The organism is Streptomyces endophytica (assembly GCF_026153355.1).
Classification (GTDB): Bacteria; Actinomycetota; Actinomycetes; order Streptomycetales; family Streptomycetaceae; genus Streptomyces; species Streptomyces endophytica.
In genome coordinates, this window is the sequence record NZ_CP110636.1 from 4,897,799 (window position 1) to 4,920,403 (window position 22,605).

Consider the following 22,605-nt stretch of genomic DNA (forward strand, 5'->3'; position numbering starts at 1 on the left):
CTCTTACGGGCAGACCTGGATCTTGCGGCCCTGCCCGGCCCGGAACCGGCCGAGCGCCTCGGCGTAGTCCCCCAGGGGGAGGCGGTCGCTGATGAAGACCTCCGGGTCGAGGACGCCCGCCGCGAAGAGTTCCGCGGCGCGTTCGTAGCTGTGCAGGACGGCCATCGAGCCGGTGATGGTGATCTCCTGGTTGTAGATCCGGTACGGCTCGATGACGGCGCGGGCGGCGTAGTCGGCCACGCCGAACTGGAGGAACGTGCCGCCCTTGCCGACCCGGCCGAGCGCGTCCTGGATGGCGCGTTCGTTGCCGGTGGCGTCGATGACCACGTCCCAGCCGCGCGGCCGGTCCAGTTCGTCGGCGGAGCCGGCGGCGTTGCTGCAGCCCAGCGTGCGGGCGGTGGCCAGCCGCTCGGGGTTGATGTCGACGACGTCCACGCCGGCCGCACCGGTCCGCTTGGCCAGCTCCAGCATCATCAGGCCCATCGTGCCCGACCCGTAGATCAGCACCTGGGTGCCCAGTTGCTGGGAGCGCAGGATGTCGTAGCCGCGGACCGCGCAGGACAGCGGCTCGATCAGGGCCGCGTCCTCGGTGCGGACGTGGTCGGGCAGCTTGACGCAGTTCGCGACCGGGGCCACGGCGAACTCGGCGGCCCCGCCGGCCGTGGTCACCCCGATCGCGGCCCAGCGCTCGCAGAGGTTGCTGCGGCCGATCCGGCAGTAGTGGCACTCGTGGCAGTACAGGGAGGGGTCGACGGCCACCCGGTCGCCCTCGGCGAGCTCGGTGACCGCGCCGCCGACGGCGACGACCGTACCGGCGAACTCGTGCCCCGGGACGACCGGCAGGGTGGGGGCGAACTCGCCCTGGAGGATGTGCAGATCGGTGCCGCACAGCCCGCAGGCGGCGACCGAGACCACGACCTCGCGGGGCCCGGGGGTGGGGTCGTCGACGGTGGTGACCTCGACCTTGCCGGGCGCGCTGATCACTGCGGCCTTCATTTCACGTTTCCCTTCACTTCACGGCTCCGAGCGACAGGCCCTGGACGAGTTTGTCCTGGGCGGCGAACCCGGCGATGAGCACCGGGAGCGAGATGACGGTGGCGGCGGCGCACACCTTGGCCAGGAACAGGCCCTGGCTGGTCACCAGTCCGGTCAGGAAGACCGGGGCGGTACCGGCGACGATCCCGGTCAGGACCCGGGCGAACAGCAGCTCGTTCCAGCTGAAGATGAACGAGATCAGCGCCGTTGCCGCGATGCCGGGCAGGGCGACCGGCGCCACGATGCGGGTCAGGGTGGTGGTCAGCCCGGCCCCGTCGATCGAGGCGGCCTCCAGCATCTCCACCGGCACCTCGGCGAGGAACGAGCGCATCATCCACACCGCGATCGGCAGGTTCATCGAGGTGTAGAGGATGACCAGCAGCCAGACGCTGTCGAGCAGCCCGGTGTTCTGCGCGACGAGGTACACCGGCAGCAGCCCGGCCACCAGCGGCAGCATCTTCGTGGAGAGGAAGAAGAAGAGGACGTCGCTCCACTTCCGTACCGGCTTGATGGCCAGGGCGTACGCGGCCGGGACGGCGAGCGCGAGCACGAGCAGGGTGGAAACCACCGAGGCCGTCAGGGAGTTGATCAGTGGCGGCCAGGGGCTGACGCCGCTGTCGGCGCCGAAGAACTCCCGGTAGCCGTGCAGGCTCAGTCCCGCGCCGAGGCTCGGCGGGTTGGTCGCCGCGTCCGCCTCGCTGTGGAAGGACGTCAGCACCATCCAGGCGACGGGCAGGAAGAAGGCGATGCCGCACAGCCAGGCGGCCAGGCCGAGCAGGCTCCCGGTCCGCCGTTGGCGCCGGGTCAGGGGTGCGCGGTTCATCGGGTGACCTCCTCGCGCAGCAGGGACGAGACGGTACGCAGCGCGAAGGTCGCCACGAGCAGGGAGCACACGACCACGACGACGCCCTGCGCGGACGCCCGTCCGTAGTCGTGGGCCTGGTAGAAGGTCTGGTAGATGGTGTACGGGAGGTTGGCGGTGCCCAGCCCCCCGGACGTGATGGTGAACACCGCGTCGAAGTTCTGGACGACGTAGACGGTGCCCAGCAGCGCGGCCAGTTCCAGGTAGCGGCGCAGGTGCGGCAGGGTGAGGTAGCGGAAGATGTCGAAGGCGGTGGCCCCGTCCATCCGGGCCGCCTCGACCGCGTCGGCGGCCCGGCTCTGCAGCCCGGCGAGCAGGATCAGCATCATGAACGGCGTCCACTGCCAGATCAGCGACACCTCGACAGAGGCCAGCGGCACCGCGGTCATCCAGTCCGGCTGCGGCGCGTGGTCACTGCCGAACAGCCCCCATATCCAGGTCAGCGAGCCGTTGATCAGCCCGTACGAGGCGTTGTAGAGGGCGTGCTTCCACAGCAGCGCGGAGGCCACCGGCACGACCAGGAACGGCGTGATGAGCAGCGTCCGGACGATGCCGCGGCCGCGGAAGCTGCGGTCCAGCAGCAGCGCCAGGCCCAGCCCGAGCAGCAGGCTGACCAGGACCACGGTCACGGTCAGCAGCACCGTGGTGCCCACCGAGGACCGCAGTGCCGGATCGGTGAAGACCGCCCGGTAGTTGGCGAAGGCGGCGAAGCCGCGGTGGTCGGGGGCCAGCGCGTTCCAGCGGGTGAAGGAGATCACCACCGTCGCCACGAAGGGGAGTTGGGTGACGACGATCAGGAAGACCAGGGCGGGGAGGAGCGGGGCGCGGCGGGCCCAGTCCTTGGCCCGTTCGGTGCGGCGGGCGCGGGCGGCCGTCGCACCGGCGGGCCGTGCTCCCGGGCTCGCGGCCTCCCGGGCCGGCTCAGTGGTCTGCGTAGGCATCGGACACCTCCTGCGCCAGTCGCTGGCTCGCGGTAAGGGGCCTCGGGCACGCTCTGCTTGCCGGCGATGGCCGCGCTGATCTCGTGCGAGACCTTGGTGCCGAGGTCGGAGAATTCGGGGATGCCGACGAACTGGATCCCGGGGCGGGGCGTTGCTGGACGCCGGGGTCGCCGGGCCGGGCCGAGCCGATGGCGTGCTGCGTGGCCGCGGCGAAGGCGCCGGCGGACCGGGTGTACTCGGGGTTGCGGTAGAGCGAGGCCCGCTTGCCGCCGGGCACCCTCGACCAGCCCAGTTCGTGGCCCACCAGGCGTTCGTACGAGGCGCTCGACGCCCAGCGGATGAACTTCCAGGCCGCGTCCTGGTGGGTGCTGGCCTTCTGCACGCCCCAGGCCCAGGTGTAGAGCCAGCCGGAGTTGCGGGTGCGTTCGACGGGGGCGGGGCGTAGCCGATCTTGCCGGCGACCTTGGAGCCGGCGGTTTCCAGGGAGCCGGCGCCGGCGGTGGCGTCGTACCACATGGCGACCTTGCCCTGCTGCATGTCGTTGAGGCACTCGGTGTAGCCGGCCTGCGGGGCGCCCGCCTCACCGTGCTTGCGGAGGAGATCGACGTAGAACCGGGTGGCCCGGGTGAATTCCGGGCTGTCGACCCGCGCCTTCCAGTCCTTGGTGAACCACGTCCCGCCGAAGGTGTTGACGACGGTGGTCAGCGGGGCGGCGAGCTGGCCCCAGCCGGGCTGGCCGCGCAGGCAGATGCCCTTCATGCCCGTGCGGAAGCCGTCCAACTTGGCGGCGAGGGCGGCGACCTGGTGCCAGGTGGGGTGGGCGGGCATGGTCAGGCCGGCGGCCTTGAGCAGGTCCTTGCGGTACATCAGGAAGGACGATTCGCCGTAGAACGGTTCCGCGTAGATCTTGCCGTCGGCGGCGGTGAGGGAGCTGCGGAGCGGCGGGAGGACGTCGTTCTGGTCGAACGTCCGGTCCTTGGCGGCGCGGGTGCCGAGTTCCGTGAGCCAGCCGTTGCGGGCGTAGATCGGGGTCTCGTAGTTGCTGACGCTGGCGACGTCGTACTGGCCGGCCTGGCTGGAGAAGTCCTGGCTCATCTTGTCGCGCAGGTCGTCCTCCGGCAGCACGGTGAAGTTGACCTTGATGCCGGTCTCCTTGGTGAAGTGCTCCGCGGTGAGCTTCTGGAGATCCACCATCTGCGGGTTGTTGACCATCAGGACGTTCAGGGTGTTGTGGCCGTCGTTGCCCGCGTCACCGGCGCCGCGGTAGCAGCCGGTGGTGGACAGCGACAGGGCCAGGGCCAGGGCGGTGAGCCCCGCCGCGCGGGGGCCGCGGTGTGGCCCGGGGGATCGTGCTCGCACGGCTCATACCTCTCTTTTTCACTGCATGTCGGCGTATAGGGGATACGGAGTCGTGCCGAGGCACGGTGGGGGAACCGCACGAGGGCCCGCGGTGCGGTGCGGCCTCGGCGGCGGCTGGTGGTGTGGTGGTGCGGACCGGTTCCGGCCGGGTCCTGGGTCAGACCCGGAGCACCTGCGGCCCCAGGAGGGAGTAGCGGTGGGCCTCCGGCGCGGACAGTCCCGCGTCGGTGACGATCGTGTCGAAGTCGCTCACGTCGGCGAACCGGCAGAAGCTGCTGGCGCCGAATTTGCTGTGCACCCCGACCAGCACCCGCCGCCGCGAGGAGCGGGACGGCCTTGCTCCTTCACCTCCGCGACCGCCGGGTCGGGGGTGGTCAGCCCGTGCTCCCGGGAGATGCCGTTCGCCCCGAGGAACGCCAGGTCGATCACGAACCCGGAGAGCATGTCGCGGGCCCAGGACCCCACCGTCGCCTGCGTGCCGGAGCGCACCCGGCCGCCGGCCAGCAGGACGGTGGCGGACTCCGCGGCGGAGACCAGGGAAGCGGTCCGCAGCGAGGCGGTGATCACGGTCAGCGGACGGTCGGTGGGCAGCAGCATGGCGACCAGCTCCGGGGTGTAGCCCTCGTCGACGAACACCGTCTCGGCGGAGCCGACCAGTTCCGCGGCGGCCGCGGCGATCCGCCGCTTCTCGGCCACCTGCTGGGTCTCCCGCCGGGCCAGGGTGGTCTCGAAACCGGCGCTCTCGACCGGGTACGCCGCGCCGTGCGTCCGCCGGACCAGGCCGCGGCGCTCCAGCTCGCTCAGGTCGCGGCGGACGGTCTCGCGGGCCACGCCGAACTCGGACGCGGCGTCCGCGACCTCGACCCGGCCGGACTGCCGGGCCAGCGCGAGGATGCGTTGCTGGCGTTCCTCGGCCCTCATGGCTCACTCCTGCCCGGTGGTCCGGCATTTTCCGGTGGCTTCCGTTCGGTCACGGGCCTGCCCGTTTCCGCCCGCATCAGGTTTATAGCAACCGGGGCTGACCGGAGTGCTGCCCGTCGTGACAGAAAAACTGCCCGTTTCTGCCCGCTTCAGACCGCTCCTTTACCGGCCGGGCCCCCCGGCGGCTGCCCGTAACGCTCCCGGGGGTGCCCGTGGCCCACCGGGACCGCCCGATCCTTTCCGGCCGCCCGCAGCGGTGGTGCCGGCGGCGGCGCCGCATAGTCTGGACGGCATGAGCTCGGAGATGCGGTCGTTGGCGGTCACCTCGGTCGTGGAGGCGGAGGAGTGCGCGGTGCTGCGGGTCAGCGGGGAACTGGACCTCCGCACCGAGCAGGCGTTCCTCGCCGAGGCGCGGTCGGTGGTCTCGGCCGGGCACCGCTTCCTCGTGCTGGACCTGACCGCACTGCGCTTCTGCGACTCCCGGGGGCTCAGCTGTCTGCTGGCCCTGGAGTGGCTGTGCCGCCGCCTGGAGGGCCGGCTGCTGCTGGCGTCCCTCGGCGTACGGATGCTCCGGCTGCTGGTCGGCACCCAGTCCCTCGGCGTCTTCTCCTGCTACCCGACGGTCGGCCATGCGCTGGCCGCCGTCCCCGACGGAGCCCGCCCGGCCTGGCCGCCGCCGTCGACGACCCGTCCGTGTGAAGCGGCCGTTCACCCGGGTGACGGCCCCGGGCAGCGCATCCCCAGCCAGGCCCCGTCGAACCGGGCGAAGGTGATCTTCCGGTACGGGCCGGACTCGTAGAGCAGCCCGAACGTGCCGTCCGGCAGCCGGGTCAGCGTCGAGTACGCGGCCGGCCCCGGCACCACGGTCCGGGACACCGGCCAGCTCTCCCCGTCGTCGCACGACCCCCGCACGGTGAGGTTCTCCCGGGCCCGGGCGCTCGCCGTATTGCTGAACAGCAGCCAGTGCGCCCGCGGGTGGCCGGCCGGCGCCGCCGGGTCGTAGCGCAGGATCGAGGCGTTGTTGGCCGGATCGGGCAGCTCGTCGTCGGCCGCCGGGGCGCTGTAGGTCAGCCCGCCGTCCCGCGAGTGCGCGACCAGCCGCCGGTGCGTGCTCGCGGTGCGGCTGTTGAGCAGCACCCGCCCGTCGGCCAGTTCGACGGTCTTGTTCTCGTCCATCCGCGGGCCCACCGGCGTCCCCAGGCGCCAGGTCGCCCCGTGGTCGTCGCTGTACGCGCTCGCCGCCCACATGCTGCCGTCCGCCTTGCGGAACGCGTACTGCTGCAGCAGCCGCCCCCGGAGAGCTGGCTGCCGGAACCGGACGAGGCGAAGATGCCGTGCCAGGACGGGTCCTTGAGGGCGCGGGTGAGACGACGGTGCCGCCAGCTGCGGCCGCCGTCGTCGGAGTAGCTGCAATCGGTGTGCAGCACGCTGGTGCTGTCGTGCGCGTTGCCGGTGCCCGCGGTGCCGAAGCCGACCCCCTTGGGCGCGTACGCATGGAAGAGGAAGACCCGCCCGGTCGTCCGGTCCACCAGCAGGCTCGGGTCCCCGGCACCCACCCCGCCGTCGTAGTCCACCGCCGCCCGCGGCGCGCTCCAGGTGCGTCCCTTGTCGGAGCTGCGCCGCACCATCACGTCCACGTCGCCCGGCAGATCGGCCGCGCTGTCGTTCCGCCGGTCGTACGCCGCGATCAGCGTGCCGTCCGGCAGCGTGGCCAGCGCGGGGATGCGGTATGTGTGCGCGCCCTGCCCGGACACCGCCAGATCCGTGGTCTCGAACAGCGCCCGCCGGGCGGCACCCGGCCGGCTTCCGGGACCGGTGCGGCGGCGGGCGCCCCCGGCGCGGTCGGCAGGGCCGCGCCGACGCCCGCGGCGAGCAGCACGGCCAGGGTGCGGGAGCGGGCGGCTGCGGGCACCGGTACCTCCAGGCGGACACGACGGGGGCCGCTCCAGCGTGCGCGAGGGCGTCCCGGCGGGCGCGCTGACCGGCCCCGTCGGGGTGACCGCACCGCGCGCCCGGAGCAGACGGCCACCTTGCGCAACCCCGCCCCGCCCAGAACCCTGGGACCGGGGAACCGCGCGGTTCCGGAACCCGGAACACCGCGTCCGGGCCCGCCCCATGGACGCGCGACGGCACGCCCGTCATCCCCTGCACCACCGGTGCCCGACCGGCACCGGCTCCCGCACCTCGACACGGGAAGGCGGACCGGATGGCTTCCACCGCGGCACCGGCCACGGCCGCAGAGCCCCTCCCCGGACGCGCCGACGTGGTGATCGTCGGCGGCGGGGTGATCGGCGCGAGCATCGCCTTCCACCTGGCCGAGGCGGCCGTCGCCCGGGTGCTCCTGCTGGAGCGCGACCGGCCCGCGTCCGGGTCCTCCGGCAAACCGATCGGCGGCGTCCGCGCCCAGTTCTCCGACCCGCTCAACATCCGGCTGGGCCTGCGCAGTCTGGCCGCCTGGCGGGACTTCGCCCGCCGGCCCGGCGCCGACATCGGCCTGACCACCGTCGGCTACCTCTTCCTCCTCGCCGACGACCGCGAACTGGCCGTCTTCACCGAGGGGGTCGAGACCCAGAACCGGCACGGCGTCCCCAGCCGCCTCCTCGACCCGCGCGCCGCCCGGGAGCTGTGCCCCTACGTCGACCCCCGCGGCATCGTCGCCGCCGCCTACTCGCCCACCGACGGCCACGCCCTGCCCCGCGCCGCGGTGACCGGCTACCTGCGCGCCGCCCGCCGGCTCGGCGCGACCGTCCGCACCCGCTGCCCGGTGACCGCCGTCGACACCGAGGGCGGCGTGATCCGTGCCGTGCGCACCCCGCACGGCACGGTCCGCACCTCCACCGTCATCTGCTGCGCGGGCGCCTGGTCCCGGGCCGTCGGCGCGCTGGCCGGGGTCGCCCTGCCGGTCACCCCGTTGCGCCGGCAGATCGCCTTCACCGGCCCGCTGCACCCCGCCCCGCCCCGGATCCCCTTCACCCTCGACTTCGGTTCCACCCTCTACTTCCACAACGACGGCGCCGGCGGACTGCTCATGGGCCTCTCCGATCCCCGCCAACCACCCGGATTCGGGCGGGAGTTCAGCCGCGAATGGCTGGCGCCGCTGCGCACCGCCGCGGCCCGCCGGGCCCCGGACCTCGCCCGCCTCCCGGTCGTCGACGGCTGGGCCGGCCTCTACGAGATGACCCCCGACCGCAACGCGCTCATCGGCGAGACCACCCGCCCGGGCCGGTTCCTGTACGCCACCGGCTTCTCCGGCCACGGTTTCCTCCAGGCCCCGGCCGTCGGCGAACTCGTCCGCGACCTCTACCTGGGCCGCGAACCGTTCCTCGACATCGGCCCGCTCGCCGCGAGCCGCTTCGACGACGGCGCGGCGCCCACGGCCCGCCCGGAGGCCCACATCATCTGACCCGCCCGCACCCGTCCCGCCCCGTCCCCCGGAGCTGCGTATGGTCCCCACCTGGCAACTGCGCGCCGCGTTCGCCCGCCGGCTGTCCGGCATGTACGGCACCGAAGTCCCCGCGTACACCACGCTGCTGGAGGTGACCGGGCAGATCAACGACGAGGTCACGGCCGGGACCCGGAGGCCGCCCGGCTCGGCGGCCCCGGCCGGGTCGGCGTGGAGCGGCACGGCGCCATCCGCGTGGGCACACCGGAGGAACTCCGGCAGGCCGCCCAGGTCTTCGCGGCGCTCGGCATGCACCCGGTGGGCTTCTACGACCTGCGGGACGGCGGCGAGGGCGCGGTGCCCGTCGTCTCCACCGCCTTCCGGCCGACCGACCCCGAGGAACTGGAACGCAACCCCTTCCGGGTCTTCACCTCCCTCCTGACCACCTCCGACCGCCGCTTCTTCGGCCCGGACCTCGCCGCCCGGCTCGACGCCTTCCTCGCCCGCCGGCAGCTCTTCCCGCCCGAACTCCTCACCCTGGCCGCCCGCGCCGAGGCGGAGGGCGGGCTCCCGACCCCCAGGCCGAACGTTTCCTCACCCTCGCCGCTGCCGCGTTCGCCCTCTCACCGGAGCCGGTCGACCGCGCCTGGTACGCCGAACTGGAACGGGTCTCCGCGGTCGCCGCCGACATCGGCGGGGTGACGACCACCCACCTCAACCACCTCACCCCGCGCGTCCTCGACATCGACGTCCTCCACCGCCGCATGGGCGAACGCGGTATCACCATGATCGACCGCATCCAGGGGCCCCCGCGCTGGGAGGGACCGGACGTCCTGCTGCGCCAGACCTCCTTCCGGGCCCTGGCCGAGACCCGGACCTTCCGCGAGCCCGACGGCCGGCTCACCCGCGGCGCGCTGCGCGTCCGGTTCGGCGAGGTCGAGGCGCGCGGGATCGCCCTCACCCGCGCCGGCCGGGCCCGCTACGACCACCTCATGGCCGAGACCGACCGCCGGACGGTGCTGCGCCCGGGCGCCGACCGGCAGCGCACCGCCCGCTGCCTCTGGCTCCAGGGATTCCCCGGCACCGAACACCAACTCGCCGTCTCCCACCTGGCGTTCTTCACCTACCGTCCGGTGCCGGCCCGCCCCGGGACGGCCGGCGCCCGCCCGCCGACCTGGCCGGCCTGCTCACCCACGGCTGGCTCACCGCCCGCCCGATCGTCTACGAGGACTTCCTGCGCGCTCCGCCGCCGGCATCTTTCGCTCCAACCTGACCGGGCGGGCCGCCACGACGCGGACCTGGCCGGCGCGCCCTTCGACGCCCACCGGCTGTCCGAGGCGATCGGCCGCCCGGTGGCCGACCCGTACGCCGGCTACGCCGAGCAGCAGGACCGCTCCCTGCGGAAGGCGCTGTTCACCCTCCGGGCGGCGCCGCGCTACGCGCCCTGGACCACGGGGAACTGATCGACGCGGAACCGGTCCCCGCCCCCTGAACCCTTTTGGCCCCTTCGCACCCCAGGAGCGCGACATGCCCGCCGCCACCCCGCGCCGGCCCCGGCTCCCCGCCACCGCCGAGCTGCGCGCCCGCGCGGCCACCGCCCTGCGCCGCTGCGGCGCCGACCTCGACGCCGTCACCGCCGGCACCGGCCAGACCCTCCCCCGCCCGTACGCCCCTCACCGGCGGCACCCTCGCCGAGCTCGCCGCCACCACGCCGGAGCAGATCGACGCGGCCGTCGCCGAGGCGCACCGCACGTTCCAGCAGTGGCGCACGGTGCCCGCGCCGCGGCGCGGGGCGCTGGTCAAGCGGCTGGGCGCGCTGCTGACCGCCCATCAGGAGGACCTCGCCGACCTGGTCACCATCGAGGCCGGCAAGATCCGCTCCGAGGCGCTCGGCGAGGTCCAGGAGATGATCGACATCTGCGACTTCGCGGTCGGCCTGTCCCGGCAGCTCTACGGCCGCACCATCGCCGGCGAACGCCCCGGCCACCGGCTCTCCGAGAGCTGGCACCCGCTCGGCGTGGTCGGCGTGCTCTCCGCCTTCAACTTCCCCGTCGCCGTGTGGTCCTGGAACACCGCGATCGCCCTGGTCTGCGGCGACCCGGTGGTCTGGAAGCCGTCCGAGCTGACCCCGCTCACCGCGCTGGCCTGCGACGCGCTGCTCGCCCGGGCCGCCGCCGACACGGGCGCGCCCGCCGGTGTGCACCGGCTGCTGCTCGGCGCCCGGGACTGCGGGGAACACCTGGTCGACGACCCGCGGGTGGCCCTGGTCAGCGCCACCGGCTCGGTCCGCATGGGGCGCGAGGTCGCGCCGCGGGTGGCCGCCCGGTTCGGCCGCTGCCTGCTCGAACTCGGCGGCAACAACGCCGCCGTGGTCACCCCGTCGGCCGACCTGGACCTGACCGTCCGCGGGGTGGTCTTCTCCGCCGCCGGTACCGCCGGCCAGCGCTGTACGACGCTGCGCCGGCTGATCGTCCACGAGGACATCGCCGAGCCCCTCCTCGCGCGGATCGTGCGGGCGTACCAACAGCTGCCGCTGGGCGACCCGTTCGACCCGGCCACCCTCGTCGGCCCGCTGATCGGCCCGGCCGCCGGCACGGCGATGACCGAGGCGCTGGCCGCCGCGCGGCGGGCCGGTGGCACACTGCTGACCGGCGGCGAGCGCTGCCTGGCGGACGAGGCCCCGGACGCCGCCTACCTGCGCCCGGCGATCGTGCGGATGCCCGAACAGACCGAGCTCGTCCGCACCGAGACCTTCGCCCCGATCCTCTACGTCCTGACCTACCGCACCTTCGACGAGGCGCTCGCGCTGCACAACGACGTGCCGCAGGGGCTGTCCTCCAGCATCTTCACCCGCGACCAGCGCGAGGCCGAGCGCTTCCTCGCCGCCGACGGGTCAGACTGCGGGATCGCCAACGTCAACATCGGCACGTCGGGGGCGGAGATCGGCGGCGCCTTCGGCGGGGAGAAGGAGACCGGCGGCGGACGCGAGTCCGGCTCCGACGCCTGGCGCGCCTACATGCGCCGGTCCACCAACACCGTCAACCACTCGGCGGACCTCCCGCTCGCCCAGGGCGTCAGCTTCCTGTGACCCCGGCCGCCCGGCTACGGGGTCCGGCCGAGGTCCCGGACCAGTGTGGGGGAGGGGCGCGGGATCTCCCCGAAGTCCTCGTCGTCGCTGTCCACGACGAGCTGGTTGATCACGTGCTCCAGGGCGGCCGGCAGGGTCGGGGCGAGCCCGCTGTGCCACTGGACCAGGAGGTTGTGCCGGGCCGCGTCCGGGAGCAGCTGCTTCTCGTCGAACGCGGCCACCGACGGACGCTCCTCGTCCGGCCCGTGCGCGGCCTGCTCCCGCCAGTACGCGGCGTCGCGGTACTCGCCGTTGCGGCGGTGCGAGAGGTACAGGCAGTAGGCGGCGGTCCGGCTGCCGGCGCCGGCGCCGAAGTGCCACCAGAAGTGCGCCGCGTCGGTACGGCCCGTGATGTGCAGCAGACAGGCGAAGACCAGCGCGCCCTCGGGGTCGATGCGGTGGTCGTCGACCAGCCGCTCCAGGCTGGCCGCGGCCGCCGCGGCGTTCACCACCAGCGCGCAGGCCAGCTGGAGTTCATGGGTGGCCTCGTCCCGGGCGCTCGGATAGCCGCTCGGCGCCGCCCGGTCGGCCCGGCCCGGAAGCCCGGCCGGCCCCGCTCCGTCCGCCGCGAGGGCGCCCGCCGGTACGGGGACCCGATCCGGTGGGGGCCGCCGGGCGGCGTCGGCCCGCCGAGACCGTAGAGGCCCGCCGGCCCGTCGATCCCGGCGACCGCGGCCGCCGCGCTGAGCAGGGTCTCGACGGTCTCCCGTCGGCCGGCGGAATGGGTGTGCGACATGGTCAGTTCCCCCTGGGATTTCCCTGATCGATACCGAGCGCCGCAGCGAGCTTGCGCTTGCCGCGGGCTCGCGTAGGAGCGGACGGTGACTTCGTCGACGCCGAGCAGGGCGCCGATCTGGGCGTCGCTGTAGCCGATGACGTGCCGGAGCACGATCACGTCGCACTGCCGCTCCGGCAGTCTGGCGATCGCCGCGTACAGCCCCAACTGGCTCTCCAGCATGGCGAATTGCTGCTGGCACTCGCGCAGCAGGGCATGGGTGACGACGGCGAAGGCGGCGGTCTCGGTCAGGGCGGTGGGCTGCTGGTGGTCGTAGAGCCACTCCACCACCCGCTCCTTGAGGACCGACCAGGCGTACGCCTCCACCGACGCCTGCCGCAGCGCGTGCGGCCACAGCCGGCCGAGCTGCTCGTAGGCGGACAGGGCGACCTCGCGGGCCGCGGCCTCGCTGCCCGTGTGCAGATAGGCGTAGGTCAGCCACTTGCGGGCATGGGTGGCGAGGAACGCCTCGAAGGTTATGGACAGTTGGTGGTCGGACCGGGCCGGTGTGACGGACGGAAGCGTGCACCGGGGGAGCGCGGCTAACTCCGTGATGAAGGTGTGCGCCGGGGCGCACGCCGGTAGAAGTCGGTCCCGGTCTGCGCTCACGAGCAGTCCTCGTTCCGTTCGCCATGCGCCGCTGGCCGGGTGGCGGGGTCCCGAGGACAGCGGGAGGACGGTTTGCCCTCACCCTCCAATGAACAGGAAACAGGGCCCATTTGTGGCACGAGGGGCGCAAAAATCTTCCGCTGCGTATTCATATGGTTACCCGTGACAATGGCATGTGACGAATCGTGACACTCACCTGGCGGGCTGTCACCGTCTGCGCGGGTGTGCGCCCCGCATGATCCGGCCGTTACCGGGCAGAGCTCCCACAGTCCAGCGCACAACGGCCGAAAGCGCGCGCTGGGGGCGCACGCTTCCTTCGCATGCGCCCCCGATCCGCCCCGCCCGGCGGCGCTGTACCCGAGTGGTGAGCCGTACCTGGGGAGGCAGCGGACGATGAACGAGCACGAGCCCGTGGTGGACCTGCAGCTGGACCGGGCCCACTCGTCCCGGATCTACGACTACTTCCTGGGGGCAAGACCAACTTCCTGGCCGACCGGATGGCCGCCGGCAGCGTGCTCGGGGTCTTCCCCGCCGCGCTGGTCGCGGCCCGCATCAACCGCGAGTTCATGCACCGCGCGACCCGCTTCCTCGCCGAGTCCGGCCTGCGCCAGTTCCTCGACATCGGCACCGGCATCCCCACCCCGCCCAACCTGCACGACATCGCCCAGGGCAGCGCCCCCGACGCCCGGTCGTCTACACCGACAACGACCCGATCGTCCTCGCGCACGCCGCGGCCCTGCTGCTCAGCACCCCCGAGGGCCGCACCGCCTACGTCCAGGCCGACGTCACCGACCCCGGGGGCATCCTCACCGCGCCGCAACTCCTCGACACCCTCGACCTGTCCCGGCCGGTCGCCCTCAGCCTGAACGCGCTGATGCACTTCGTCCCCGACGACGGCCGGGACCGCGCCCACACCATCGTCGAAACCCTCAAGGCGGCGCTCCCCAGCGGCTCCATGCTCGCCATGAGCCACGCCACCGCCGATTTCGACCCCGAGGCGATGCGGAAGATCATCAAGATCTACGGCGACGCCGGGACCCGCCTGCAGTTCCGCACCCGCCCCGAGTTCCTCCGCTTCTTCGACGGCTGGGACCTGCTGGAACCGGGCGTCACCCTCTCCCACCAGTGGCGACCGGACGACCCCGCCGACGCCACCCACGTCACCGACGCCGAGGCCGCCTGCTACGCGGCCATCGCCCGCAAGCCCTGACGCGTGGAGTACCGGGGGCCGGAAGCGGCCGAACGGGGCCGCCCCGCCCGCTCATTCCTTCCGGTACCCGTACGCCTCCCCGGCCGCCGCCGCGACCGCGTCCAGGTCCGCCCCGGCCGAGGCGGTGACCACCGCGGCCACCGCGCCCTCCACGAAGGGGCGTCCACCAGCCGCGCGCCCTCGGGGAGCTCGTCCCCCTCGGCGATCAGCGCCTTGACGGTCAGCACCGCGCTGCCCAGATCGACCAGGAGCGCCACCCCCGCCCCGCGGTCCACCCGGTGGGCCGCCTCGGTGATCAGCTCCGCGCTGGTGCCCAGCCCGCCGTCCGGGTGCCGCCGGCGGCGGCCACCGGGCCTTGGCCCCGCCCCCGGCCAGCCCGACGGCCAGCGTGGCCACGGACTCCGCGACCGGCCCGCTGTGCGACACCAGCACCACCCCGACCAGCGCCTCCGCGCCGCCGGCCGGGCCCCGGCCGCTCACCTCGCCACCGCTGCTCACTTCGCCACCTCGGCGAGGGCCGCGAACAGCAGCGCCGAGGACGTCGCCCCCGGGTCCTGGTGCCCGATGCTGCGCTCGCCGAGATAGCTCGCCCGGCCCTTCTTGGCCAGCATCGGCACCGTCGACCGCGCGCCCTCCTCGGCCGCCTCGGCCGCCGCCGCGAACGACGTGGCCAGCTCCTCCACTGCGGGCACCAGCGCGTCCAGCATCGTCTTGTCGCCCGGCGCCGACCCGCCGAGCTGCCCCACCGCGTCCACGCCGGCCCGCAGCCCGGCCCGCAGTTCCTCCGCGGACACCTGCGCCGCGTCGCCGAGCGTCTTGCCCGTGCGCCGCAGCAGCGTGCCGTACAGCGGTCCGGACGCCCCGCCCACGCTTGAGATCAGCTGCCGCCCGGCCGTGGTCAGCACCGCCCCGGGTGTCGCCGGCGGCTCCGCCTCCACCACCTTCACCACGGCCGCGAAACCACGCTGCATGTTCGTGCCGTGGTCGGCGTCACCGATGGCCGAATCCAGCTCGGTGAGCCGCTCCGCCTCCCGGTCGATGGCGGCGGCCGCCGCCGTCATCCAGCGTACGAAGAACGCGGCATCCAGGGCCGTTCCGGACACGGACCACTCTCCTCAGATCGAGTTGCTCTCGGTTCACCTGCGGCAACGGGTACCCAGCTACATACACGAGCACCAGGACGGGTAAACGGACCGGCGCCGCCCCGGGGGATCCGCTACCGGCCCACCGGAGCCCGGCCGTCTGCACCGGCGCGTCCCACAACCGCAGCAGCTCCCCGTCCACCTGACACAGCGTCACCGAACAGCCCGCCATGTCCAGCGACGTCACGTAGTTGCCGACGAGCGTACGGGCCACCGCCACCTTGCGCTCGTCGAGCACCCGGCGCACCTCCGCGGAGAACCCGTACAGCTCCAGCAGCGGTGTCGCGCCCATGCCGTTGACCAGCACCAGCACCGGCAGCCGCGGTTCGAGGTCCTCCAGGACCGCGTCCAGCGCGAAGTCCGCGATCTCCCGCGAGGTCATCATCGGCCGCCGCTCCCGCCCCGGCTCGCCGTGGATGCCCACCCCCAACTCCAGCTCCCCGGCGGGCAGATCGAACGTCGGGCTGCCCTTGGCCGGCGTCGTGCACGCGCTCAGCGCCACCCCGAAGCTGCGCGAGGACCGGACCACCTGCCGGGCCACTGCCTCCACCCGCTCCAGCGGCATGCCCTCCTCGGCCGCCGCTCCGGCGATCTTCTCCACGAACAGCGTCGCGCCCGTGCCGCGCCGCCCGGCCGTGAACGTCGAGTCCGTCACCGCCACGTCGTCGTCGACCAGCACGCTGGCGACCTGGATCCCCTCGTCCTCCGCCAGCTCCGCCGCCATCTGGAAGTTGAGCACGTCGCCCGTGTAGTTCTTCACCACGAAGAGCACCCCGCGCCCGCTGTCCACCGCGGCCGCCGCCCGCACCATCTGGTCCGGCACGGGCGAGGTGAACACCTCCCCGGGGCAGGCCGCGTCCAGCATCCCGGGCCCGACGAAGCCCGCGTGCAGCGGCTCGTGCCCGCTGCCGCCCCCGGACAGCAGCGCCACCTTCTCCGCCACCGGCGCGTCCCGCCGCACCACCACCCGGTTCTCGGCGTCCACCACCAGCTCCGGATGCGCGGCGGCCATCCCCCGCAGCGCATCCTCGACGACGGTCTCCGGCACGTTGATCAGCATCTTCACGGGTACCTCCTGGTGGGCGGGCCGGTCCGGCGGTTCAAGTATCGGCCCGCGGCGCCGCCGACGGCACCGGCACGCGCCGGGCGCTTCGGCGCGCGTGATCGGCCGGGAGGTGGTCTGCTGGAACGGGGGCCGTCCGTACGTCCCGCCGCACGTCCCCGGAGAGCCGTATGAGCAGCTATCGCGTCGCCCAGGTCGCCGGCGCCGGAGGGTCGTTCGAGATCGTCGAGCGCGAGGTGCCGGAGCCCGGCCCCGGCTATGTGCGGGTGGCCGTGGACGCCTGCGGGGTCTGTCACAGCGATGTCGTCTTCGTGGACGCCCAGGTCCCGGGCGTACGGTTTCCGCTGGTCCCCGGGCACGAGATCGCCGGGCGCATCGAGGCGCTGGGCGAGGACGTGGACGCCGGCTGGCAGGTGGGCGACCGGGTGGCCGTCGGCTGGTTCGGCGGCAGCTGCCACCACTGCCGGCCGTGCCGGCAGGGCGACTTCATCGTGTGCGAGAACCTCAAGGTCCCGGGCTGGGCGTACGACGGGGGTTACGCGGAGGCGGCGATCGTGCCGACCGACGCGCTGGCCCGCATCCCGGAGGCGCTCCCGGCCGCCGAGGCGGCGCCGATGGCCTGTGCGGGGGTGACCACGTTCAACGGGCTGCGGCGCAGTTCCGCCCGGCCGGGCGATCTGGTCGCCGTCCTCGGCATCGGCGGCCTCGGCCACCTGGGCGTGCAGTACGCGGCCGCGATGGGCTTCGAGACGGTGGCCATCGCCCGTGGCCCGGCCAAGGCCGATTTCGCCAACCAGCTCGGCGCGCACCACTACGTCGACAGCACGGCGGACACCCCCGTCGCGGACGCCCTGCGGTCCCTGGGCGGCGCCAAGGTCGTCCTGGCCACCGCGGCCAGCGCCGAGGCCATCGCGGCGACCGTGGACGGGCTGTCCCACCGTGGCGAGTTGGTGGTCATCGGCGTCTCCTCGGACCCGTTGGGGATCAGCCCGCTGCAGTTGCTCATTCCCGGCAAGGCCGTCCGCGGCCATCCGTCCGGCACCGCACAGGACGTGCAGGACACCATGGCCTTCAGTGCGCTGCACGGCATCCACCCGATGATCGAGACCGCGCCGCTGGACCGGACCGACGAGGCCTACCGGAAGATGCTCGCCGGAACGGCCCGCTTCCGGATGGTGGTCACCCCCCGCTGACGCGCACCCCGCCGTCGACGTGGCGCGCCGGCTACTCCCGGTTACCCCCGACTGCCCCCGACCGGCTCTCGCGACGCCCGCCCGCATGCCCTAGTATTGATAATGGTTTCCATTACCGTTAAGTGGTGCCGACGAGAGACCGAGATCGACGAGAGGTAGTCCCCGCATGTCCGCCCACTGCCAACTGACCGGCGCCCGGCCGGGCTTCGGCAAGAGCATCTCCCATTCGCACCGCCGGACGTCCCGCCGGTTCGACCCGAACATCCAGCGCAAGCGCTACTGGCTGGCGAGCGAAGGCCGCCACGTCCGGCTCACCCTCGGCGTCAAGGGGATCAGGACGGTCGACGTCATCGGGGTCGAGGCCGCGGTGGCGCGCATCCGCGCGCGAGGGGGAAGGTCTGATGGCCAAGCAGAGCAAGATCGCGAAGAACGAGCGGCGCAAGGTGATCGTCGCGCGGTACGCCGCCCGGCGCGCCGAGCTGAAGGAGGTCATCCGGCGGCCCTCGTCGACTGAGGGCGAACGCGCGGCCGCCCAGGCCGAGTTGCGCCGGCAGCCGCGCGACGCGAGCGCGACCCGGGTGCGGAACCGGGACGGCGTGGACGGCCGGCCGCGCGGGCACCTGCGGAAGTTCGGCCTGTCCCGGGTGCGGATGCGGCAGCAGGCGCACGCCGGGTTCCTCCCCGGGGTCACCAAGTCGTCCTGGTAGGCGGCGGGAACGGCGTACCGGCGGACGAGGCGGCGGCCCGGGCGGCTGCCCGGGCCGCGGGCCGTGGGGGAGTGCGGCCCCGCTGACCGCCGATTAGCTGTCAGACAAGGCTGCCCGCGCCGGCCGGGACCCGGCCGAGTTCCTCGGCGCGCAGCCGTGCGTAGCCGGGCAGCACGACCTCGTTCAGCAGCGCGGTGCGCTCGTCGAAGGGGAGGAAGGCGGCCTTGACCGCGTTGACCGTGAACTCCTCCAGTTCGGCCGCGCCGTAGCCGAAGGTGGTGGCCAGGTGCTGGAACTCCTGCGTCATCGTCGTGCCGCTGACCAGGCGGTTGTCCGTGTTGAGGCAGACCCGGAAGCCGAGCCGGCGGAGCAGGTCGATCGGGTGCTCGGGGTAGCTGCTGGCGGCGCCCGTCTGGAGGTTGGAGGTGGGGCAGACCTCCAGCGCGATCCGCATGTCGCGGACGTAGGAGGCCAGCCGGCCCAGCGTGACCCGGCCGTCGGGCCCGGTCGAGAGGTCGTCGGTGATCCGCACGCCGTGGCCGATGCGGTGCGCACCGCAGCGCAGCACCGCCTCGTGGATGGAGTCCATGCCGACCGCCTCACCGGCGTGGATGGTGACCCGGGCGCCCTGGGCGCGGAGGTAGTCGAACGCCTCGGCGTGGTTGCTCGCCGGGTTGCCGATCTCGCCGCCCGCGATGTCGAACCCGGCCACCCCGCGGTCGCGGTGCGCGACCGCGAGCCGGGCGATCTCCGGGGAACGGTCCGCGTGGCGCATGGCGCAGAGCAGGGTGCCGACCCGGATGCGGTGGCCGGCGGCCGCGGCCCGGCGCTCGCCCTCCCGGAAGCCGGCGTTGACCGCGTCCACGACCTCGTCCAGGGACAGCCCGCCGGCCAGGTGCTGCTCGGGGGCGTAGCGCACCTCGGCGTAGACCACGCCGTCGGCCGCGAGGTCCTCGGCGCACTCGGCGGCGATCCGGAAGAGCGCCTCCGGCGTCTGCATGACCGCGCAGGTGTGCGCGAAGGTCTCCAGGTAGCGCTCCAGCGACCCCGAATCGGCGGCGTCGCGGAACCAGCGGCCCAGCGCGGCGGGGTCGCTGGTGGGCAGGTTCCGGTACCCGATGTGCTCGGCCAGCTCGATGACCGTGGCGGGGCGCAGGCCGCCGTCGAGGTGGTCGTGCAGCAGCACCTTGGGGGCGCGCCGGATCTGCTGCTCATCGAGGACATGGGGAGCCGCCAGCGGCAGCTTGTCAGACAAGGTCATGGGGCGGGAGTATGACACGACTTCCCGGGGACGGCGAACGCGTCCCGGCGGGCGAGGGTGGCCGAAGGAGCGCCGGCCGGCTACCGGGCCTGCCAGACCGGCAGGGCGGGCGCGCCCGGCGGCAGCATGTGCTTGGCCGCCAGCAGCGGCGTGCGGTCCAGCCGGACGACCTGGGTGATCAGCACCGCGGGGGTGTCCGCCGGGCGGCCCAGCTGCGCCCCGCGCTGCCGGCCCAGGGTGGTGGCCACCACCGTGCTGCCGCCGGTCAGCGGCAGCCCGCGCCCGGCCCCGAGCAGCAGCCGGAGCATCGACGACGAGCCCGCCGCCGGCCCGTCGAACGCCTCCACCGCCGCCGGCAGCAGCTCCGCCAGCAGCTCGTCCCGCGCCGCCCACTCCTGCGTCAGGCACGAGGGCAGCCCGGCCACCTCGACCAGGCTCTCCCAGAAGCGCACCCGGCAGGTGCCCGGCAGCAGCAGGTGCTGGGTGGAGAAGTCGGTCGGCTCCTCGTACGTACGGGCCAGGGCGGTGGTGGCGACCTGGCGGCCCTCGCCCAGCAGCTCCTCGACCGGCTTGAGGTACTCGAAGCCGCGCGGCGGCAGGTGGTGGCTGACCGTGCGGCCCACCCCGCGCCGCACGTTGATCACGCCGTCCTCCTGGAGCAGGATCAGCGCCTCGCGCAGCGCCGGCCGGCTCACGCCCAGCTCGGCGGCGAGCCGGGGCTCGGTCGGCAGGGTGCAGCCCGGCGGGTACGTGCCGTCCCGGACCGCCTCGACCATGCGCTCGTAGAGCGCGACGACCGGTCGCCGCTGCGGTTGCCTGCCGGCCATGTCGATCTCCCTCTCCCACGGCGTCCCACCCTGTCCGACAAGTCTGCCCCACGCGCGGAGGATCATGGGCCGGTGGCCGGTGGCCGGTGGCCGGTGGCCGGTGGCCGGTGGCCGGTGTCGGCCGACGGCGGGGCGGGGCCGGCACGGCGGGGGAGGGCTAACATGAACAAATGGGGCGTTCGCATGGGACCGTGACGCAGCGATTGATCGGCGACCACCTGGTGTCCGGCCGCATGGAACCGGGCGAGGAGATCGCCCTGCGGGTGGACCAGACGCTCACTCAGGACGCCACCGGCACACTGGTGATGCAGGAGCTGGAGGCGCTGGCGCTGGAACGGGTGCGGACCGAGGTCAGCGTGCAGTACGTCGACCACAACATCCTGCAGGCCGACGAGCGCAACGCGGAGGACCACCTCTTCCTCCGCTCGGCGGCCCGCCGTTTCGGCCTGTGGTTCTCCAAGCCCGGGAACGGCGTCTCCCATCCGACGCATATGCAGCACTTCGGAATTCCCGGAAAAACCCTGGCCGGTTCGGATTCCCACACCTGTGCCGCCGGATCCCTGGGAATGCTGGCGATCGGCACCGGCGGGCTGGAAGTGGCCCTCGCCATGGCCGGAGGGCCGCTGCACCTGACCATGCCGGAGATCTGGGGAATCCGGCTGACCGGCGAACTCCCGCCGTGGGTCAGCGCCAAGGACGTCATCCTGGAAATGCTGCGCCGCCACGGCGTCCAGGGCGGCGTCCACCGCATCCTCGAATACCACGGCCCCGGACTGGCCTCCCTCACCGCCGTGGACCGGCACGTCATCGCCAATATGGGCGCGGAACTCGGCGCCACCACCACCGTTTTCCCCGCCGACGACGCCGTACGGACATTCCTCGACGCGGTCGGGCGGGGTGCCGACTTCACCGAGATCGTCGCGGCACCGGACGCCGCCTACGACCTGGCGGAGGAGATCGACCTGACGTCACTGGAACCGCTGATCGCCGGCCGACCTCGCCGGGAAAGGTCGTCCGCGTACGGGAGGTGGCCGGCGAGCCGGTCGGCCAGGTCGTCATCGGATCGTCGGCGAACCCCGGATTCCGCGACTTCGCGGTGTCCGCCGCCATGGTGCAGGGACGGCAGACCGCCCCCCGCGTGAGTTTCGACATCAATCCCACCTCCCGGGAGATCCTCCAGGACCTGACCCGGTGCGGGGCCACCTTCGCGCTGATCGCGGCCGGCGCCAGAATTCACCAGTCGGGCTGTCTCGGCTGTATCGGCATGGGGCAGGCGCCGGCCGCGGGGCGCAATTCGCTCCGTACCTTCCCGCGGAACTTCCCCGGCCGCTCCGGCACCGACGACGACGCGGTCTGGCTGTGCTCGCCGGAAACCGCCACCGCCTCCGCGCTGACCGGCACCATCACCGATCCCCGCGAATGGGCCGCCCGCTGCGCCGTGGACCGCCCGGCGCCCGAGGCCCCGGACCCGGTATCGGTCAACGACGCCATGCTGGAACCGCCGTTGCCACCGGACCAGGCCCTCGGGGTGGAGCTGGAACGCGGCCCCAACATTTCCGCACTGCCCGAACTCGACCCGCTGCCGGACGAGATGGAACTCCCCGTTCTCCTCAAGGCCGGTGACGACGTCTCCACGGACGAGATCTCCCCGGCGGGCGCCAAGGCACTGCCCTACCGGTCCAACATCCCGAAACTCGCGGAATTCACCCTGACCCGGCTCGATCCGGAATATCCGCGGCGCGCGAAAGCGGCCCAGGACGACGGCGGTCACCTCATCGTCGCCGGGGAGAATTACGGCCAGGGCTCCTCGCGGGAACACGCCGCCATCACTCCGCGCTATCTCGGCCTACGTGCCGTCATCGCGAAGTCGTACGCCCGGATCCACTGGCAGAACCTCGCCAACTTCGGCGTCCTGGCCCTGGAATTCGACGATCCGGCCGACTACGGGCGCATCGGGCCCGGCGACCGGCTCCGGCTCACCGGGCTGCACGAGGCGCTCGCGGAGCAGAGCCCGCCGGCCCTCCGCGTCCGCAACACCACCCGCGACGAGGAGTATCCGGTCCATCACCGGCTCTCGCCCGGACGTCGCCGGGCGGTCCTGGCGGGCGGCGTCATCCCGGCCCTGGCACGGTGAGACCGGCGGCGCGGCCGGGCCGGGGGAGTCCGGCGCGCGGGCCGATCGGCCGACCCC

The 22,605-nt window shown here is 73.4% G+C and carries 15 protein-coding genes and 8 pseudogenes; 10 read left to right on the forward strand and 13 right to left on the reverse strand.

Features of this window, described 5'->3' with window-relative positions; all coding sequences use genetic code 11:
- Positions 1-3: 3 nt before the first annotated feature.
- The 5 genes and pseudogenes from OJ254_RS21925 to OJ254_RS21945 all read right to left on the reverse strand — a co-directional run bounded on the left by OJ254_RS21925 (position 4) and on the right by OJ254_RS21945 (position 5,118).
- Positions 4-996 (reverse strand): zinc-dependent alcohol dehydrogenase family protein, encoded by a 993-nt coding sequence (locus OJ254_RS21925; protein WP_265363694.1) that lies wholly within the window; start codon positions 994-996, stop codon positions 4-6.
- A 13-nt stretch (positions 997-1,009) separates the two neighbouring features.
- A complete protein-coding gene (locus OJ254_RS21930; RefSeq protein ID WP_265363695.1) occupies positions 1,010-1,858 on the reverse strand; it encodes a carbohydrate ABC transporter permease in 849 nt (282 codons plus the stop codon).
- Complete coding sequence (locus OJ254_RS21935; protein ID WP_265363696.1) at positions 1,855-2,838, reverse strand: carbohydrate ABC transporter permease; 984 nt, start codon at positions 2,836-2,838, stop codon at positions 1,855-1,857. The genes OJ254_RS21930 and OJ254_RS21935 overlap by 4 nt, the downstream gene beginning before the upstream one ends.
- Positions 2,819-4,140: pseudogene (locus OJ254_RS21940) on the reverse strand (ABC transporter substrate-binding protein). The gene OJ254_RS21935 and the pseudogene OJ254_RS21940 overlap by 20 nt, the downstream one beginning before the upstream one ends.
- 214 nt (positions 4,141-4,354) lie before the next feature.
- A pseudogene (locus OJ254_RS21945) lies at positions 4,355-5,118 on the reverse strand (DeoR/GlpR family DNA-binding transcription regulator).
- A gap of 292 nt (positions 5,119-5,410) precedes the next feature.
- On the opposite strand from OJ254_RS21945, the gene OJ254_RS21950 reads away from it, so the two are divergent.
- Positions 5,411-5,917, forward strand: coding sequence for an STAS domain-containing protein (locus tag OJ254_RS21950; RefSeq protein ID WP_265363697.1), 507 nt, complete (start codon positions 5,411-5,413; stop codon positions 5,915-5,917).
- Here OJ254_RS21950 and OJ254_RS31140 read toward each other — a convergent pair.
- Positions 5,827-7,419, reverse strand: coding sequence for a sialidase family protein (locus OJ254_RS31140; protein WP_341483640.1), 1,593 nt, complete (start codon positions 7,417-7,419; stop codon positions 5,827-5,829). The genes OJ254_RS21950 and OJ254_RS31140 overlap by 91 nt on opposite strands.
- Between OJ254_RS31140 and OJ254_RS21960 the strand changes: the two genes are divergently transcribed.
- The 3 genes and pseudogenes from OJ254_RS21960 to amaB all read left to right on the forward strand — a co-directional run bounded on the left by OJ254_RS21960 (position 7,325) and on the right by amaB (position 11,588).
- Positions 7,325-8,521 carry an NAD(P)/FAD-dependent oxidoreductase gene (locus OJ254_RS21960; RefSeq protein WP_265363699.1) on the forward strand — a complete coding sequence of 399 codons (1,197 nt, stop codon included), beginning with the start codon at positions 7,325-7,327 and terminating at the stop codon, positions 8,519-8,521. The two genes, OJ254_RS31140 and OJ254_RS21960, sit on opposite strands and share 95 nt — an antisense overlap.
- A 40-nt stretch (positions 8,522-8,561) precedes the next feature.
- Positions 8,562-9,963 (forward strand): annotated as a pseudogene (gene hglS, locus OJ254_RS21965) (2-oxoadipate dioxygenase/decarboxylase).
- 64 nt (positions 9,964-10,027) lie between these two features.
- Positions 10,028-11,588: pseudogene (amaB, locus tag OJ254_RS21970) on the forward strand (L-piperidine-6-carboxylate dehydrogenase).
- Positions 11,589-11,602: 14 nt separating this feature from the next.
- On the opposite strand, the gene OJ254_RS21975 reads toward amaB, so the two are convergent.
- Positions 11,603-12,079 carry a hypothetical protein gene (locus tag OJ254_RS21975; RefSeq protein WP_265363700.1) on the reverse strand — a complete coding sequence of 159 codons (477 nt, stop codon included), beginning with the start codon at positions 12,077-12,079 and terminating at the stop codon, positions 11,603-11,605.
- A complete protein-coding gene (locus OJ254_RS21980; protein WP_265363701.1) occupies positions 12,073-13,011 on the reverse strand; it encodes an RNA polymerase sigma factor in 939 nt (312 codons plus the stop codon). Before OJ254_RS21980 ends, OJ254_RS21975 begins: the two co-directional genes overlap by 7 nt.
- 393 nt (positions 13,012-13,404) lie before the next feature.
- Here OJ254_RS21980 and OJ254_RS21985 point away from each other — a divergent pair.
- A pseudogene (locus tag OJ254_RS21985) lies at positions 13,405-14,221 on the forward strand (SAM-dependent methyltransferase).
- Positions 14,222-14,272: 51 nt separating this feature from the next.
- Here OJ254_RS21985 and OJ254_RS21990 read toward each other — a convergent pair.
- The 3 genes and pseudogenes from OJ254_RS21990 to dhaK form a co-directional block, all read right to left on the reverse strand.
- A pseudogene (locus tag OJ254_RS21990) lies at positions 14,273-14,701 on the reverse strand (PTS sugar transporter subunit IIA domain-containing protein).
- Positions 14,702-14,715: 14 nt separating this feature from the next.
- Positions 14,716-15,282 (reverse strand): dihydroxyacetone kinase subunit DhaL, encoded by a 567-nt coding sequence (dhaL, locus tag OJ254_RS21995; RefSeq protein ID WP_265363702.1) that lies wholly within the window; start codon positions 15,280-15,282, stop codon positions 14,716-14,718.
- A 163-nt stretch (positions 15,283-15,445) separates the two neighbouring features.
- Positions 15,446-16,429, reverse strand: a pseudogene (gene dhaK, locus OJ254_RS22000) (dihydroxyacetone kinase subunit DhaK); the annotation flags it as partial.
- A gap of 167 nt (positions 16,430-16,596) precedes the next feature.
- On the opposite strand from dhaK, the gene OJ254_RS22005 reads away from it, so the two are divergent.
- The 3 genes and pseudogenes from OJ254_RS22005 to rpsN all read left to right on the forward strand — a co-directional run bounded on the left by OJ254_RS22005 (position 16,597) and on the right by rpsN (position 18,326).
- Positions 16,597-17,619, forward strand: coding sequence for an alcohol dehydrogenase catalytic domain-containing protein (locus OJ254_RS22005; RefSeq protein WP_265363703.1), 1,023 nt, complete (start codon positions 16,597-16,599; stop codon positions 17,617-17,619).
- 166 nt (positions 17,620-17,785) lie between these two features.
- Positions 17,786-18,016, forward strand: a pseudogene (gene rpmB, locus OJ254_RS22010) (50S ribosomal protein L28); the annotation flags it as partial.
- A gap of 4 nt (positions 18,017-18,020) precedes the next feature.
- Positions 18,021-18,326 carry a 30S ribosomal protein S14 gene (gene rpsN / locus OJ254_RS22015; protein WP_265363704.1) on the forward strand — a complete coding sequence of 102 codons (306 nt, stop codon included), beginning with the start codon at positions 18,021-18,023 and terminating at the stop codon, positions 18,324-18,326.
- Positions 18,327-18,426: 100 nt separating this feature from the next.
- Here rpsN and OJ254_RS22020 read toward each other — a convergent pair whose 3' ends face one another.
- Both OJ254_RS22020 and OJ254_RS22025 read right to left on the reverse strand, forming a co-directional pair.
- Positions 18,427-19,587: an adenosine deaminase gene (locus OJ254_RS22020; protein ID WP_265363705.1), complete on the reverse strand. Its 1,161-nt coding sequence runs from the start codon at positions 19,585-19,587 to the stop codon at positions 18,427-18,429.
- A gap of 80 nt (positions 19,588-19,667) precedes the next feature.
- On the reverse strand, positions 19,668-20,414 hold the full coding sequence (locus OJ254_RS22025; protein ID WP_265363706.1) for a GntR family transcriptional regulator: 747 nt from the start codon (positions 20,412-20,414) through the stop codon (positions 19,668-19,670).
- Positions 20,415-20,605: 191 nt separating this feature from the next.
- Here OJ254_RS22025 and OJ254_RS31910 point away from each other — a divergent pair, with 191 nt between their 5' ends.
- Positions 20,606-21,556 (forward strand): aconitase family protein, encoded by a 951-nt coding sequence (locus tag OJ254_RS31910; RefSeq protein ID WP_481005121.1) that lies wholly within the window; start codon positions 20,606-20,608, stop codon positions 21,554-21,556.
- Positions 21,442-22,548 carry an aconitase family protein gene (locus OJ254_RS31915; RefSeq protein WP_481005123.1) on the forward strand — a complete coding sequence of 369 codons (1,107 nt, stop codon included), beginning with the start codon at positions 21,442-21,444 and terminating at the stop codon, positions 22,546-22,548. The genes OJ254_RS31910 and OJ254_RS31915 overlap by 115 nt, the downstream gene beginning before the upstream one ends.
- Positions 22,549-22,605: the final 57 nt, after the last annotated feature.